This window comes from Streptomyces sp. MUM 2J (genome assembly GCF_022414535.1).
In the GTDB taxonomy this organism is placed as follows: Bacteria; Actinomycetota; Actinomycetes; order Streptomycetales; family Streptomycetaceae; genus Streptomyces.
This window is the reverse complement of the sequence record NZ_JADWYM010000004.1, coordinates 111,137-126,059: the sequence shown is the minus strand read 5'-3', so window position 1 is coordinate 126,059 and position 14,923 is coordinate 111,137. Positions and strand designations below refer to the sequence as shown.

Annotated in this window: 17 protein-coding genes; 14 read left to right on the top strand and 3 right to left on the bottom strand. The window is 71.1% G+C overall.

Annotated elements, in window-relative coordinates; translation table 11 throughout:
• Positions 1-35: 35 nt before the first annotated feature.
• The 3 genes from I3F54_RS05595 (at position 36) to I3F54_RS05585 (ending at position 2,683) form a co-directional block, all read left to right on the top strand.
• Positions 36-1,022, top strand: a complete 987-nt coding sequence (locus tag I3F54_RS05595) for a heme o synthase (RefSeq protein ID WP_240117479.1) — start codon at positions 36-38, stop codon at positions 1,020-1,022.
• Between the two features lie 153 nt (positions 1,023-1,175).
• A complete protein-coding gene (locus I3F54_RS05590) occupies positions 1,176-1,496 on the top strand; it encodes a hypothetical protein (protein WP_240117478.1) in 321 nt (106 codons plus the stop codon).
• A gap of 80 nt (positions 1,497-1,576) precedes the next feature.
• Positions 1,577-2,683: an amidohydrolase family protein gene (locus I3F54_RS05585; RefSeq protein ID WP_240117477.1), complete on the top strand. Its 1,107-nt coding sequence runs from the start codon at positions 1,577-1,579 to the stop codon at positions 2,681-2,683.
• Between the two features lie 31 nt (positions 2,684-2,714).
• Here the strand turns inward: I3F54_RS05585 and I3F54_RS05580 are convergent, their stop codons facing one another.
• From I3F54_RS05580 to I3F54_RS05570, 3 genes are all read right to left on the bottom strand, one after another.
• Positions 2,715-3,728: a heme A synthase gene (locus I3F54_RS05580; protein ID WP_240117476.1), complete on the bottom strand. Its 1,014-nt coding sequence runs from the start codon at positions 3,726-3,728 to the stop codon at positions 2,715-2,717.
• A gap of 46 nt (positions 3,729-3,774) precedes the next feature.
• A complete protein-coding gene (locus I3F54_RS05575) occupies positions 3,775-4,491 on the bottom strand; it encodes an ABC transporter permease (RefSeq protein ID WP_240117621.1) in 717 nt (238 codons plus the stop codon).
• 142 nt (positions 4,492-4,633) lie between these two features.
• Entirely contained in the window at positions 4,634-5,557 is a 924-nt protein-coding gene (locus tag I3F54_RS05570) for an ABC transporter ATP-binding protein (RefSeq protein WP_240117475.1), read from the bottom strand.
• Positions 5,558-5,893: 336 nt separating this feature from the next.
• On the opposite strand from I3F54_RS05570, the gene I3F54_RS05565 reads away from it, so the two are divergent.
• The 11 genes from I3F54_RS05565 (at position 5,894) to dapD (ending at position 14,843) form a co-directional block, all read left to right on the top strand.
• Complete coding sequence (locus tag I3F54_RS05565) at positions 5,894-6,655, top strand: metalloregulator ArsR/SmtB family transcription factor (protein ID WP_240117474.1); 762 nt, start codon at positions 5,894-5,896, stop codon at positions 6,653-6,655.
• Positions 6,652-8,073 carry a Fe-S cluster assembly protein SufB gene (sufB, locus tag I3F54_RS05560; RefSeq protein WP_240117473.1) on the top strand — a complete coding sequence of 474 codons (1,422 nt, stop codon included), beginning with the start codon at positions 6,652-6,654 and terminating at the stop codon, positions 8,071-8,073. Before I3F54_RS05565 ends, sufB begins: the two co-directional genes overlap by 4 nt.
• Before the next feature lie 57 nt (positions 8,074-8,130).
• On the top strand, positions 8,131-9,351 hold the full coding sequence (sufD, locus tag I3F54_RS05555) for a Fe-S cluster assembly protein SufD (protein WP_240117472.1): 1,221 nt from the start codon (positions 8,131-8,133) through the stop codon (positions 9,349-9,351).
• Positions 9,348-9,665 (top strand): non-heme iron oxygenase ferredoxin subunit, encoded by a 318-nt coding sequence (locus I3F54_RS05550; RefSeq protein WP_240117471.1) that lies wholly within the window; start codon positions 9,348-9,350, stop codon positions 9,663-9,665. The genes sufD and I3F54_RS05550 overlap by 4 nt, the downstream gene beginning before the upstream one ends.
• A 7-nt stretch (positions 9,666-9,672) precedes the next feature.
• Positions 9,673-10,437: a Fe-S cluster assembly ATPase SufC gene (gene sufC / locus I3F54_RS05545; protein ID WP_240117470.1), complete on the top strand. Its 765-nt coding sequence runs from the start codon at positions 9,673-9,675 to the stop codon at positions 10,435-10,437.
• Entirely contained in the window at positions 10,434-11,690 is a 1,257-nt protein-coding gene (locus tag I3F54_RS05540; protein WP_240117469.1) for a cysteine desulfurase, read from the top strand. The genes sufC and I3F54_RS05540 overlap by 4 nt, the downstream gene beginning before the upstream one ends.
• A gap of 16 nt (positions 11,691-11,706) precedes the next feature.
• Complete coding sequence (gene sufU, locus I3F54_RS05535; protein ID WP_240117468.1) at positions 11,707-12,171, top strand: Fe-S cluster assembly sulfur transfer protein SufU; 465 nt, start codon at positions 11,707-11,709, stop codon at positions 12,169-12,171.
• On the top strand, positions 12,168-12,500 hold the full coding sequence (locus I3F54_RS05530; protein WP_069781552.1) for a metal-sulfur cluster assembly factor: 333 nt from the start codon (positions 12,168-12,170) through the stop codon (positions 12,498-12,500). The genes sufU and I3F54_RS05530 overlap by 4 nt, the downstream gene beginning before the upstream one ends.
• 372 nt (positions 12,501-12,872) lie before the next feature.
• Entirely contained in the window at positions 12,873-13,193 is a 321-nt protein-coding gene (locus I3F54_RS05525; protein WP_240117467.1) for a multidrug efflux SMR transporter, read from the top strand.
• Positions 13,193-13,756 (top strand): TetR/AcrR family transcriptional regulator, encoded by a 564-nt coding sequence (locus I3F54_RS05520; RefSeq protein ID WP_240117466.1) that lies wholly within the window; start codon positions 13,193-13,195, stop codon positions 13,754-13,756. Before I3F54_RS05525 ends, I3F54_RS05520 begins: the two co-directional genes overlap by 1 nt.
• Positions 13,757-13,853: 97 nt before the next feature.
• Positions 13,854-14,843, top strand: coding sequence for a 2,3,4,5-tetrahydropyridine-2,6-dicarboxylate N-succinyltransferase (dapD, locus tag I3F54_RS05515; RefSeq protein ID WP_240117465.1), 990 nt, complete (start codon positions 13,854-13,856; stop codon positions 14,841-14,843).
• Positions 14,844-14,923 lie beyond the last annotated feature (80 nt).

Sequence of the window (14,923 nt, the reverse complement as noted above, 5' to 3'; positions counted from 1 at the left end):
CCCACGGCGAGGCTTGCTGGGATGTCTCTGTAGGGGTGTGCGTGACGGCCGTTGAATCCCGTCCAGCGGGTGTGGGCACCTCCCACGCCGCGCGGGCTGTGGGAGAGCGTGGTACGAGGCAGAGCCCGAGTCGTCGGCCGTTCGGGGCCCGTGTGAAGGCATTCGTGGCGCTGACCAAGCCGCGGATCATCGAGCTGCTGCTGATCACCACCGTTCCGGTGATGTTCCTCGCGCAGCAGGGCGTGCCGGACCTGACGCTGGTGCTGCTCACCTGCGTCGGCGGCTACCTCTCCGCGGGCGGCGCCAACGCGCTGAACATGTACATCGACCGCGACATCGACGCGATGATGGACCGCACCTCGCAGCGCCCCCTGGTCACCGGCATGGTCAGCCCGCGCGAGTGCCTCGCCTTCGGCATCACCCTCGCGGTCGGCTCCACCCTGCTGTTCGGCCTCACCGTGAACTGGCTCAGCGCCTGGCTCTCGCTCGGCGCCCTGCTGTTCTACGTCGTCGTCTACACGATGATCCTCAAGCGCCGCACCGCGCAGAACATCGTGTGGGGCGGCATCGCGGGCTGCATGCCGGTCCTGATCGGCTGGACGGCCGTGAAGGACTCCCTCTCCTGGGCGCCCGTCATCCTCTTCCTCGTCATCTTCTTCTGGACGCCGCCGCACTACTGGCCGCTGTCCATGAAGGTGAAGGAGGACTACGCACGCGTGGGCGTGCCGATGCTGCCGGTCGTCGCCTCCAACAAGACCGTCGCCCGGCAGATCGTGCTCTACAGCTGGGTCATGGTCGCCGTGTCGCTGATGCTCACCCCGCTCGGCTACACCGGCTGGTTCTACACGGCGGTGGCCCTGACCGCGGGCGGCTGGTGGCTGTGGGAGGCGCACGCGCTGCAGAACCGGGCGAAGGCCGAGGTGACGGGCGCGAAGCTGAAGGAGATGCGGCTGTTCCACTGGTCCATCACCTACGTGTCGCTGCTGTTCGTGGCGATCGCCGTGGACCCGTTCCTGCGCTAGCGGCAATCGGCCGGGAGGGCTCTTCGGCCGCCGGCCGACCCGTACCGGCGACGGCGCGGGGCCCTGCGGGTGGGCCGCCCGGGGCGGGTACGTGGTCAAGGCCACGCACCCCGCCCGTCGCCGTTCCATCTACCCGTCGGTAGCATCCTGGCCATGGCAGACACGCAGCAGGTTGACGCGAAGGCCGAGCGCACGGTGGCGAAGCTCGCCCGGCGGATCGGTGCCTTCTCCAGGGCGCACGGCGGCGCCGAGGGCCAGGTGGCCTACATCGGCGAGCGCGGTGCCCGCATCGTCCTCGTGGGCGAGGACGGCGGCTGGGGCGACCTGGTGGCCCCGTCGTACGCGATCGCGGAGCAGGCCGTCCAGAAGTCCGGGATCACCGTGCACGAGGCGTTCGACGGTGAGTTCGCGGCGAAGGTGAGGACGGGCGCGTACGAGTGGAAGCGGATGGCGGGCATGCAGATCGGCGGCTGAGCCGCCCATCACCTGACCCCCGGTTCACCCGTTAGGACCTGTGAGAGCGCACAGCCCACGTCCGCCTGCGGGGAGCCAGGATGATCGAGACGCCGTCCCTCGTGGACCAGTACTGCCACGGCGTACTGAGAACGGACCTGGGCCTCGGTACCTTCGAGGCCCAGCTCGCCCGCACCGAGGGGCCGCCCGCCGCCGGTACGACCCTCTTCGACACGCAGACGGGCTTCGCGGTACGCCGCTGGTGTCCCCCGCTGCTCGGCCTGGAGCCGCACTGCCCACCCGCCCGCTATCTCGCCCGGCGCCGGGAAATGGGGGTCCTGGAGGTGGGCCGCAGGCTGCTGCGCGGCAGCGGCATCACCACCTATCTGGTCGACCCCGGGCTGCCAGGCGACCTGACCGGACCCGCCGAGCTGGCCGCCGCGGCCGACGCCGACGCCCGTGAGATCGTACGGCTGGAGCTCCTGGCCGAGCAGGTCGCGGACACCTCCGGCACCGTGGAGTCCTTCCTCGCCAACCTGGCCGAGGCGGTGCGCGCCGCCGCCGCCCACGCCGTCGCCTTCACGTCCGTGGCCGGCTTGCGCCACGGCCTGGCACTGGCCCCCGAGCCGCCGGGGCCGGGGGAGGTGCGGGGCGCGGCGGAGCGCTGGCTGGCCGCGCGGCGGGTCGGCGGGGAGGTGAGCGACCCGGCGCTGCTGCGGCACCTGCTGTGGAGCGCGGTCGCCTCGGGACTGCCGATCCAGCTGCACGCCGGACTGGGGGAGCCGGGCCTGCGCATCGACCGCACGGATCCCGTGCTGCTGACCGGCTTCGTGCGGGCCACCGCCGGACTGGGCACCGACCTGGTCCTGCTGCACGGCTACCCCTACCACCGGCACGCCGCCCATCTCGCCGGTGTCTTCCCGCACGTCTACGTCGACTCCGGTGCCGCCCTGGTCCGCACCGGCGCGCGGGCTGCGACCGTCCTCGCCGAGATCCTGGAGCTGGCCCCCTTCGGGAAGATCCTCTTCTCCAGTGGTGCGCAGGGCCTGCCCGAGCTGCACGTGGTCGGGGCGCGGCTGTTCCGCGAGGCCCTCGGCCGGGTGCTGGGGACCTGGGCGGCCGAGGGAGCGTGGTCGCTGGCGGACGCGCAGCGGGTGGCGGGGATGATCGCGGCGGGGAACGCCCGCCGCGTCTACCGCCTGGGCTGAGCCGCCGCGGGGCCGCCGGGCGGTCCCGGCCTCATGCGCTCGTCAGGGGAGCCGTCTCCGCCGCCGGACCCGGCAGGTCGGCCTTCGCGGTCTCCGGGCGCTCCCGCAGCGACAGCAGCAGCCGCAGCACCCAGATCCACATCAGGGCCGAGCCGAGCATGTGCAGGGCGACCAGGGCCTCGGGCAGATGCGTGAAGTACTGCACGTAGCCGATGACGCCCTGGCCCAGCAGCACGACGAACAGCTCACGGGTCCGGTCCAGCGGCCCCTTCGGCGCGTCGACCGCCTTGAGGACGAACCACAGGGCGAACGTCAGCGTCACCACGATCCAGGCCAGGACCGCGTGCAGCTTGGCTACCGCCTCCCAGTCGACGGGGATCCGCGCCACCTCGCTGGAGTCGCCCGCGTGGGGGCCGGCACCGGTGACCACGGTGCCGGCCAGGATCAGCAGCGAGCCGGCCGCCACCAGGAACCACACCAGCTGCACGACGGACCGGCCGACCAGCGGCCGGGGGGCGGCGTCGCCCTCCCCGGCGCGCTGCCACATCACCACGGCGACCGTGATCAGCGCGGTCGTCGCGACGAAGTGGGCGGCGACCGTGTACGGGTTCAGGCCGACCAGCACGACGATGCCGCCGAGGACGGCGTTGCTCATCACGACCCAGAACTGCGCCCAGCCCAGCCGGGTCAGGCCACGCCGCCACGGCTTCTGCGCACGCGCCGCCACGATCGCCCAGCCGACCGCAGCGCACAGTACGTACGTCAGCATCCGGTTGCCGAACTCGATGGCGCCGTGCAGGCCCATCGCACTGGTCGCGGTGAGCGAGTCGCCGGTGCACTTGGGCCAGGTCGGGCAGCCCAGACCGGAGCCGGTCAGCCGGACGGCACCGCCGGTCACCACGATGACCACCGACATCACGACGGAGGACAGGGCAGCCCGCCGGACCGTCCGGGGAGCGGGCGTCCAGCGTGCGGCGATGAAGGAGAGCGGGTTGCGCACGGCCGCGAGGGCGTCGGCGCGGGTCAGCTTTGGCACGCCCACCATCGTAGGCGCCTGCTTGTGCACGCTTTCACGAGGGTCGGTCACGTCCCTACTCCCAGCGGAAGAACTTCCCGGCCGCCGCGAGCCCCGCGACCGCCCAGACGGCGAGGATCCCCAGGTCGCCCCACGGCATGCCGGCCCCGTGCTGGAGGACGTCGCGCAGCCCGCCGGACAGTGCGGAGATGGGCAGCAGCCCGAGCACGTCCTGAGCCGCCGGGGGGAACCGCTCCAGCGGTACGACCACCCCGCCGCCGACGAGCAGCAGCAGGAAGACCAGGTTGGCGGCGGCGAGCGTCGCCTCGGCCTTCAGGGTGCCGGCCATCAGCAGGCCGAGGCCGGAGAAGGCGGCCGTGCCGAGGACCAGCAGGAGCAGCACGGCGAACGGGTTGCCGTGCGGCGACCAGCCCAGCGCGAAGGCGATCGCCGTCAGCAGCAGCACCTGAAGCACCTCGGTGACCAGGACGGACGCCGTCTTCGCGGTCATCAGCCCCCAGCGCGGGAGTGGGGAGGAGGCCAGGCGCTTCAGCACCCCGTACCGGCGCTCGAATCCGGTCGCGATGGCCTGCCCGGTGAACGCGGTCGACATCACGGCGAGGGCGAGGATGCCGGGTGTGAGGAAGTCCACGGCCCGGCCCGCGCCGGTGTCCACGATGTCGACGGAGCTGAACAGCACCAGCAGCAGCGTCGGGATCACCACCGTGAGCAGCAGCTGTTCGCCGTTGCGGAGCAGCATCCGGGTCTCCAGCGTCGCCTGCGCGCCGATCATGCGGGGCAGGGGGGCGGCGCCGGGCCTCGGACGGTAGGTGCCGGTGGTGGTCACGAGCACAGCTCCTTGCCGGTGAACTCCGGGCCGTGTCGTTTCGGGGGCCGGCCCCCGGCCCTCCGGCCGGCCTGTGTGCTGGGCGGGATCATGAGCGCAACTCCTTGCCGGTGAGCTCCAGGAAGACGTCTTCGAGGGTGTGCCGCTCGACGGAGATCCTGTCCGGCATCACGCCGTGCTGGGCGCACCAGGAGGTGACCGTGGCTAGCAGCTGCGGGTCGACCTGGCCGGTCACCCGGTACGAGCCCGGTGTCAGCTCGGCGGCCGAGCACTCCGTGGGCAGGGCCTTGAGCAGCGAGCCGACGTCGAGGCCGGGACGGCCGGTGAAGCGCAGGGTGTTCTCCGCCCCGCCGCGGCACAGCTCCTCCGGGGAACCCTGGGCGACGACCCTGCCGGTGTCGATGATCGCGACGTCGTCGGCGAGCTGCTCGGCCTCGTCCATGTAGTGGGTGGTGAGGATCACGGAGACGCCGTCGGCGCGCAGGTCACGCACCAGGTCCCAGGTCGCCCGGCGGGCCTGCGGGTCCAGCCCGGCCGTCGGCTCGTCCAGGAACACCAGCTCAGGGCGCCCGACCACGGCCATCGCCAGGGCCAGGCGCTGCTGCTGGCCGCCGGAGAGGCGGCGGTAGGGGGTGCGCCCACAGGATCCGAGGCCGAGCCGCTCGATGAGCCCGTCGACGTCCAGCGGATGGGCGTGCAGCCGGGCCGTGTGCCTGAGCATCTCGTCGGCCCGCGCACCCGAGTAGACCCCGCCGGACTGGAGCATCACCCCGATCCGCGGGTGCAGCGCCGCCGCGTCCCGGGCCGGGTCGAGGCCCAGGACGCGCACCGTGCCCGCGTCCGGCCTCCGGTACCCCTCGCAGGTCTCGACGGTGGTCGTCTTGCCGGCGCCGTTGGGTCCGAGGACGGCGGTCACCCCCACCCGGGCCACCAGGTCGAGGCCGTCCACCGCGGTCTTCGTGCCGTACCGCTTCACCAGGGCCTGGACCTGGACGACGGGCTCAGTTCGCATGGTCCGAGTCTAGGGACGCGCCGGGTGCCCCCGGACGGGTGGGTGGAACATCGTCCCTTTCGGGGAACCGGGGCGCCCACGGGCCGCGCGGCGCCCCGGCCGGCGGGTGCCGCCCCGAGCGTCCCGGGGCGGCAAGAGGGCCGGTCGGGAGGGGTGCCGGTCGGTGGGCCACGCCGTTCCCGCGATCATGTCCCGCGCCCGGAATCCCATGAACCGGAGATTGTTTCCGCAGGTCAGGAGAGGTGCCGGATTAGGCATGCCTAAGTGATGCAGGGCACCGCCCGGCGGGACGGGCGCCGCTTGTCACGCTCTGAGGAATTACGCAACAATGGCGTTGTGAAAAACGTCGGCGAGGCTCGGGAGACCCCCAAGGGGGCCCCGCACGAGGAGCTTGCGGCCGCGTTGCGCTCCGACCGTTCGACGCGCAACCGGGTCGCGCGCTCGATCCTGGACCACGGCCCGTCCACCGTCGCCGCGCTCGCCGGCCGGCTCGGCCTGACCCAGGCGGCGGTGCGCCGCCATCTGGACTCCCTGGCCGCAGACGACGTCGTGGAGGCCCGCGAGCAGCGGGTGTACGGCGCGCGGACCCGGGGCCGGCCGGCCAAGGTCTTCGCACTCACCGACTGCGGACGCGACGCCTTCGACCAGTCGTACGACACGCTCGCCGCGGACGCCCTGCGCTGGATCGCCGAGCGGCAGGGCGGCGCCGACGCGGTCGCCGCCTTCGCCCGTGCCCGGATCGCCGCGCAGGCCGGCGCCTACCGCCGGGCGGTCGAGGCCGCCGGGCCGCACGGCCGCGCGGAAGCACTGGCCAAGGCCCTGAGCGCGGACGGGTACGCTGCCACAGCACGCAGCGCACCCCTCCCGCGCAAGGGCGAACAGCTGTGCCAGCACCACTGCCCGGTCGCCCACGTCGCCGAGCAGTTCCCGCAGCTGTGCGAGGCGGAGACGGAGTTCTTCGCCGAGCTGCTCGGCACCCACGTACAGCGGCTGGCGACGATCGCGCACGGCGACGGCGTCTGCACGACGTTCATCCCCGAGATTTCCCAGACCACCGACAACGCACCAGCAAGCACGGCCGGGAGGAACCCCGCATGACTCTCCCCACGGAGACTGCCCACCCCGAACTCGAGGGCCTGGGCAAGTACGAATACGGCTGGGCCGACTCCGACGTGGCCGGTGCCTCTGCACGGCGCGGTCTGGGTGACGACGTCGTCCGCGACATCTCGGCGAAGAAGGCCGAGCCGGAGTGGATGACCAAGCTCCGCCTGAAGGGCCTGAGGCTCTTCGAGAAGAAGCCCATGCCGAACTGGGGCTCCGACCTGTCCGGCATCGACTTCGACAACATCAAGTACTTCGTGCGCTCCACGGAGAAGCAGGCGGAGTCCTGGGAGGACCTGCCCGAGGACATCAAGAACACCTACGACAAGCTCGGTATCCCGGAGGCGGAGAAGCAGCGCCTGGTCGCCGGCGTCGCCGCGCAGTACGAGTCCGAGGTCGTCTACCACCAGATCCGCGAGGACCTGGAGGAGCAGGGCGTCATCTTCCTCGACACCGACACCGCGCTCAAGGAGCACCCGGAGCTCTTCAAGGAGTACTTCGGCACGGTCATCCCCGCCGGTGACAACAAGTTCGCCGCGCTGAACACCGCCGTGTGGTCCGGCGGCTCCTTCATCTACGTGCCGAAGGGCGTGCACGTCGAGATCCCGCTCCAGGCCTACTTCCGCATCAACACCGAGAACATGGGCCAGTTCGAGCGGACGCTGATCATCGTCGACGAGGGCGCCTACGTGCACTACGTCGAGGGCTGCACCGCCCCGATCTACAAGTCGGACTCGCTGCACTCCGCGGTCGTCGAGATCATCGTCAAGAAGAACGCCCGCTGCCGCTACACGACCATCCAGAACTGGTCCAACAACGTCTACAACCTGGTCACCAAGCGCGCCGTCGCCTACGAGGGCGCGACCATGGAGTGGATCGACGGCAACATCGGCTCCAAGGTGACGATGAAGTACCCGGCCGTCTACCTGATGGGCGAGCACGCCAAGGGCGAGACCCTGTCCATCGCCTTCGCCGGCGAGGGCCAGCACCAGGACGCCGGGGCCAAGATGGTCCACATGGCGCCGAACACCTCCTCCAACATCGTCTCCAAGTCGGTGGCGCGCGGGGGCGGCCGCACCTCCTACCGCGGCCTGATCGAGATCGGCGAGGGCGCCCCCGGGTCGAAGTCGAACGTGCTGTGCGACGCGCTGCTCGTCGACACCATCTCCCGGTCGGACACCTACCCCTACGTCGACGTCCGCGAGGACGACGTGTCCATGGGCCACGAGGCCACCGTCTCCAAGGTCTCCGAGGACCAGCTCTTCTACCTGATGAGCCGCGGTCTGAGCGAGGACGAGGCGATGGCGATGATCGTGCGCGGCTTCGTCGAGCCGATCGCCAAGGAACTGCCCATGGAGTACGCGCTGGAGCTCAACCGGCTGATCGAGCTGCAGATGGAAGGCGCGGTGGGCTGACCCCCCGCCCTCCCCGTCAGGCCCTACACGCAACGGAAAGCGAGCACCACGACAGCCATGGCTGAGGCCCAGAACTCCTCCACCCTCGAATCCGCCCGGGCGGGGGGACCCCCACCCGTGGGGTCGACGACCTCCGGCGCCATCGCGGTGGCCGGGGAGTCCACCGTCGCCACCCGCATGAGCGCCCCGCCCTCCTTCGACGTCGCGGACTTCCCCGTCCCGCACGGCCGTGAGGAGGAGTGGCGGTTCACCCCGCTGGAGCGGCTGCGCGGGCTCCACGACGGCACCGCCGTCGCCTCCGGCGAGGGCGTCAAGGTGGACGTGCAGGCCCCCGACGTCGTCACCGTCGAGGCCGTCGGCCGCGACGACGCGCGGCTGGGCCGCGCGGGCACGCCGGTGGACCGGGTGGCCGCGCAGGCGTACTCCGCCTTCGAGAAGGCCTCGGTCGTGACCGTGCCGAAGGAGACCGTGCTGACCGAGCCGATCCGCATCGCGGTGCACGGCGAGGGCGGCACCGCCTTCGGCCACCAGGTGATCGAGCTCGGCGCCTTCGCCGAGGCCGTCGTCGTCATCGACCACACCGGTGACGCGGTCCTCGCCGCCAACGTCGACTACGTCCTCGGCGACGGCGCCCGGCTGACCGTCGTCTCCGTGCAGGACTGGGACGACAAGGCCGTGCACGTGGCCCAGCACAACGCCCTCATCGGCCGCGACGCCTCCCTCAAGTCGGTCGTCGTCACCTTCGGCGGCGACGTGGTCCGCCTGCACCCGCGTGTCACCTACGCCGGCCCCGGCGGCGAGGCCGAGATGCTGGGCCTGTACTTCACCGACGCCGGACAGCACCAGGAGCACCGCCTGCTGGTCACCCACAACGTGCCGCACTGCAAGTCGAACGTCGTCTACAAGGGCGCGCTCCAGGGCGACGACGCGCACGCGGTGTGGATCGGCGACGTGCTCATCGAGGCCGCTGCCGAGGGCACCGACACCTACGAGATGAACCGCAACCTGGTTCTCACCGACGGCGCCCGCGTCGACTCGGTGCCGAACCTGGAGATCGAGACCGGCGAGATCGTCGGCGCCGGTCACGCCTCCGCCACCGGCCGCTTCGACGACGAGCAGCTGTTCTACCTCATGGCTCGCGGCATCGCGGAGCACGAGGCCCGCCGCCTCGTCGTCCGCGGCTTCTTCGCCGAGCTGGTCCAGCAGATCGGCGTCGCGGACATCGAGGAGCGACTGCTGGCCAAGATCGAGGAGGAGCTGGAGGCGTCGGTCGCATGACCTTCGTACGTGCCTGCGGGCTGAGCGAGCTGGAGGAGGACACCCCGAAGCGGGTGGAACTCGACGGCACGCCCGTGTCCGTCGTGCGGACCGAGGGCGAGGTGTTCGCGATCCACGACATCTGCTCGCACGCGAACGTCTCCCTCTCCGAGGGCGAGGTCGACGACTGCCACATCGAGTGCTGGCTGCACGGCTCGCGCTTCGACCTCCGCTCCGGCAAGCCCGACAGTCTTCCGGCGACGCGTCCCGTCCCCGTATACCCCGTAAAGATCGAAGGGGACGACGTGCTCGTCTCCCTCACCCAGGAGTCCTGAGGCACCCATGGCAACGCTTGAAATCCGAGACCTGCACGTCACCGTCGAGGCCGACAACGCCACGAAGGAGATCCTCAAGGGCGTCGACCTCACCGTGAAGCAGGGCGAGACGCACGCCATCATGGGCCCCAACGGCTCGGGCAAGTCGACCCTCGCCTACTCGCTCGCCGGCCACCCGAAGTACACGGTCACCGGTGGCACCGTCACCCTCGACGGCGAGGACGTCCTGGAGATGTCCGTCGACGAGCGCGCCCGCGCCGGCGTCTTCCTGGCGATGCAGTACCCGGTCGAGGTCCCCGGCGTCTCGGTCTCCAACTTCCTGCGCACCTCCGCCTCCGCCGTCCGCGGCGAGGCCCCCAAGCTGCGCACCTGGGTGAAGGAGGTCAAGGAGGCCATGGAGCGCCTCAACATGGACCCCTCCTTCGCCGAGCGCAACGTCAACGAGGGCTTCTCCGGCGGTGAGAAGAAGCGGCACGAGATCCTCCAGCTGGAACTCCTCAAGCCGAAGATCGCGATCCTCGACGAGACCGACTCCGGCCTCGACGTCGACGCGCTCCGCATCGTGTCGGAGGGGGTGAACCGCGTCCGGGAGACGGGCGAGGTCGGCACCCTGCTGATCACGCACTACACGCGCATTCTGCGCTACATCAAGCCCGACCACGTCCATGTGTTCGCCGGCGGCCGGATCGTCGAGTCCGGTGGCGCCGAACTCGCGGACAAGCTGGAGAACGAGGGCTACGAGGCGTACACGAAGGGTGGCGCATCCGAGTGACACAGCTGCCTGGCCTCCTCGACACCGAGGCGATCCGCAAGGACTTCCCCGTCCTGGACCGAGTCGTCCACGACGGCAAGAAGCTCGTGTACCTGGACAACGCGGCGACCTCGCAGAAGCCTCGCCAGGTGCTGGACGCCGTGAGCGAGTACTACGAGCGCTACAACGCCAACGTCCACCGCGGTGTGCATGTGCTCGCCGAGGAGGCCACGGCGCTGTACGAGGGCGCGCGCGACAAGGTCGCCGAGTTCGTCAACGCGCCCAGCCGCGACGAGGTGATCTTCACCAAGAACGCGTCCGAGTCCCTCAACCTCGTGGCGAACATGCTCGGTTGGGCCGACGAGCCCTACCGCGTGGACCGCGACACCGAGATCGTCATCACGGAGATGGAGCACCACTCCAACATCGTGCCGTGGCAGCTGCTCGCGCAGCGCACGGGCGCGAAGCTGAAGTGGTTCGGCCTCACCGACGACGGCCGCCTGGACCTGTCGAACATCGACCGGATCATCACCGAGAAGACGAAGATCGTCTCCTTCGTGCTGGTCTCCAACATCCTCGGTACCGTCAACCCGGTCGAGGCGATAGTCCGCCGTGCCCAGGAGGTCGGCGCGCTGGTCTGCATCGACGCCTCGCAGGCCGCGCCGCACATGCCGCTGGACGTGCAGGCCCTCCAGGCCGACTTCGTGGCCTTCACCGGCCACAAGATGTGCGCTCCGACCGGCATCGGCGTGCTCTGGGGCCGCCAGGAACTGCTGGAGGACCTTCCTCCCTTCCTCGGCGGCGGCGAGATGATCGAGACGGTGTCGATGCACTCGTCCACCTACGCGCCCGCTCCGCACAAGTTCGAGGCCGGCACCCCGCCGATCGCCCAGGCGGTCGGGCTCGGCGCGGCCATCGACTACCTGCGCACGATCGGCATGGACCGGATCCTCGCCCACGAGCACGCGCTGACGGACTACGCCGTCCAGCGCCTGTCCCAGGTCCCCGACCTGAGGATCATCGGCCCGGCCACGGCCGAGGACCGGGGCGCGGCGATCTCCTTCACCCTCGGAGACATCCACCCGCACGACGTGGGACAGGTCCTCGACGAGCAGGGCGTCGCGGTCCGCGTCGGCCACCACTGCGCACGGCCCGTGTGCCTGCGGTACGGAATTCCTGCGACCACGCGGGCGTCGTTCTACCTGTACTCCTCGCCGGCCGAGATCGACGCTCTGGTGGACGGCCTGGAGCACGTACGGAACTTCTTCGGCTGAGGGGCGTGCTGACAAGGTGAAGCTGGACTCGATGTACCAGGACGTCATCCTGGACCACTACAAGAACCCGCACGGGCGTGGTCTGCGGGACGGCGACGCCGAGGTGCACCATGTGAACCCGACGTGCGGCGACGAGATCACCCTGCGTGTGAAGTACGACGGCACCCGGATCGCGGACGTCTCGTACGAGGGCCAGGGCTGCTCCATCAGCCAGGCCAGTGCCTCCGTCCTGAACGACCTGCTGGTCGGCAAGGACCTCACCGAGGCGCAGCGGATCCAGGAGACCTTCCTGGAGCTGATGCAGTCCAAGGGCCGGATCGAGCCCGACGACGCGATGGAGGAGGTCCTGGAGGACGCGGTCGCGTTCGCCGGTGTCTCCAAGTACCCGGCCCGGGTCAAGTGCGCCCTCCTCAGCTGGATGGCGTGGAAGGACGCGACGGCCCAGGCTCTGGAAGCCGACGCCGAGAGGAAGACGGCATGACCGACACCGCTGAGATGAAGCCGGCCTCGGAGGAGGAGCTCCGCGAGGCGCTGATGGACGTCGTCGACCCCGAACTCGGCATCGACGTCGTCAACCTCGGACTGATCTACGGCATCCACGTCGACGATTCCAACGTGGCAACCGTGGACATGACCCTGACGTCGGCGGCCTGCCCGCTCACCGACGTCATCGAGGACCAGGCCAAGTCCGCCACCGACGGCCTCGTCAACGAGCTGCGCATCAACTGGGTCTGGATGCCGCCGTGGGGCCCCGACAAGATCACTGACGACGGCCGCGAGCAGCTGCGCGCGCTCGGCTTCAACGTCTGACGGCCACCGGCGTCCGGCGAAGGGCGACACCCCGACGGGGTGTCGCCCTTCGCCGTTCCCCGCAGCAGGCTCGGCGCCGTCGCCACGGCGTGATCCGCGCGACCTGCGGGTCGTGGTCGCGGGTCCGGTCCGGGAACTCGCCGCCGGCCGGAGGAGGAGTACAGCGATCCGCCGGGCGCCGCGGCCGCCCGGGAAGGTTCGACGTCGACCCGCTTCCCCGCACGCGTCGCGCTCCCGCCGACCACGGGCGCGCCCCGCCCTTCACGCCTCTGCGTACGCCTCGTGCTCTCCGTGCGCCTCGTGCTCTCCGTGCGCCGACTTCACACGTCGCGCCCCGTGCCCCGCGCACCTTCGTTGTGTACGGTCGTACACATGGGATATCTGACGCTCGCCGGCGCCATCGCCGCCGAGGTGGCCGCGACCACTGCCATGAAGTACAGCGACGGCTTCAGCAGGATGTGGCCGTCGGTCCTGACCGCTGTGGGTTACCTCCTCTCCTTCGTCCTGCTCGCCCGGACGCTGAAGTCGATGTCGATCGGCACCGCCTACGCGATCTGGTCCGGGGCCGGAACCGCCGCCATCGCCCTCATCGGCCTCGTGCTGTTCGGGGAGGGACTGGGCGCGGCGAAGACCGTCGGTATCCTGCTGATCATCGGGGGAGTGGTGGTGCTCAACGTGGGGGGTGCCCACTGATGGCCCGGCGTCACGACCCCGGCCGGCGACAGCGGATCATCGACGCGGCGCTGCGCGTCGTGCGGGACAGGGGACTGGCCGGGCTGAGCCACCGCAGCGTCGCCGCCGAAGCCGACGTACCGCTGGGTTCCACCACGTACCACTTCGCGAGCCTCGACGAGCTGATGGTGGCCGCGCTGCGCCAGGCCAACCAGGGCTTCGACGCGCTCCTCGCGGCCCGCGGCGGTCTCCTCGACCCGCAGGCCGACCTGGCCGGCGAACTCGCGGCACTGCTCGGCGCCTGGCTGGCAGGCGAACGCTCCGAGGTCGAGCTGGAGTACGAGCTCTACCTCGCCGCCCTGCGCCGGCCCGCCCTGCGCCCGGTCGCCGCCGAGTGGGCACAGGGGCTCGCGGACCGGCTGGCCCGCCGCACCGACCCGGTCACCGCACGGGCACTGACGGCGCTCATGGACGGGATCTGCCTGCAGGTGCTGCTGACGGGCGAGGCCTACGACGAGGAGTACGCCCGCGAGGCACTGGGACGGGTCGTCCCAGCGGAACCGCCGGCACGCCGGGGCGTCTGAGGCAGGCGGCGTGGTGCCGGGGGTCCCCGCGGCCGATCCCTGAGACGGCCCCCCGCGGATTTGGCCCCCGCGGGGCCCGGCCGGTTAGGTTTCCCCCATGACCGACACGACTGCTCCCCGCACCACCGGCGCCGTGGCCGCCGGCCTCGCCACGATCGCCGCCGACGGCACCGTCCTCGACACCTGGTTCCCCGCCCCCGAGCGGGCCGAGCAGCCCGGCCCGGCCGGCACCGAGCGGCTCACCCCGGAGCGCGCCGTGGAACTCCTCGGCGAAGGCGCCGCCGGGGCGATCCGCACCGACGAGGTGCGCGGTGTGGAGGTCGTCGCGGTCCGTACGGTCATCTCCTCGCTGGACGACAAGCCGCTCGACCCCCACGACGTGTGGCTGCGCCTGCACCTGCTCTCGCACCGCCTGGTGCGGCCCAACGAGCAGAACCTGGACGGCATCTTCGGCTTCCTCGCCAACGTCGTGTGGACCTCCCTCGGCCCGGTCGCCGCGGACACGCTGGAGACGGTGCGCCTGCGGGCCCGCGCCCGCGGCCTGCACCTGTCCGTCTTCGGCGTGGACAAGTTCCCCCGGATGACCGACTACGTCGTCCCGGCGGGCGTGCGCATCGCCGACGCCGACCGGGTCCGCCTCGGTGCCCACCTGGCCGCCGGGACGACCGTGATGCACGAGGGCTTCGTCAACTTCAACGCCGGCACGCTCGGCACCTCCATGGTCGAGGGCCGCATCTCCCAGGGCGTCGTCGTCGGCGACGGCTCCGACATCGGCGGCGGCGCGTCCACCATGGGCACCCTCTCCGGCGGCGGCAAGGAGCGCGTCCGCATCGGCGAGCGCTCCCTGGTCGGTGCGGAGGCGGGTGTCGGCATCGCGCTGGGCAACGACTGCGTGGTCGAGGCGGGCCTCTACCTCACCGCCGGAACCAAGGTCACCCTGCCCGACGGCCAGATCGTCAAGGCCCGCGAGCTGTCCGGGGCCGACAACGTGCTCTTCCGCCGCAACTCGGTCACCGGCCAGGTCCAGGCGGTCCCGAACAACGCCGAGTGGGGCGGCCTCAACGACATCCTGCACAGCCACAACTGACCACGGGCGGCCGTGACCCGCGGCCACCCCCGACCGACGTTCCGACCCGCTGCCGGGCTGGCGGCAGCCGTCGACGCCGG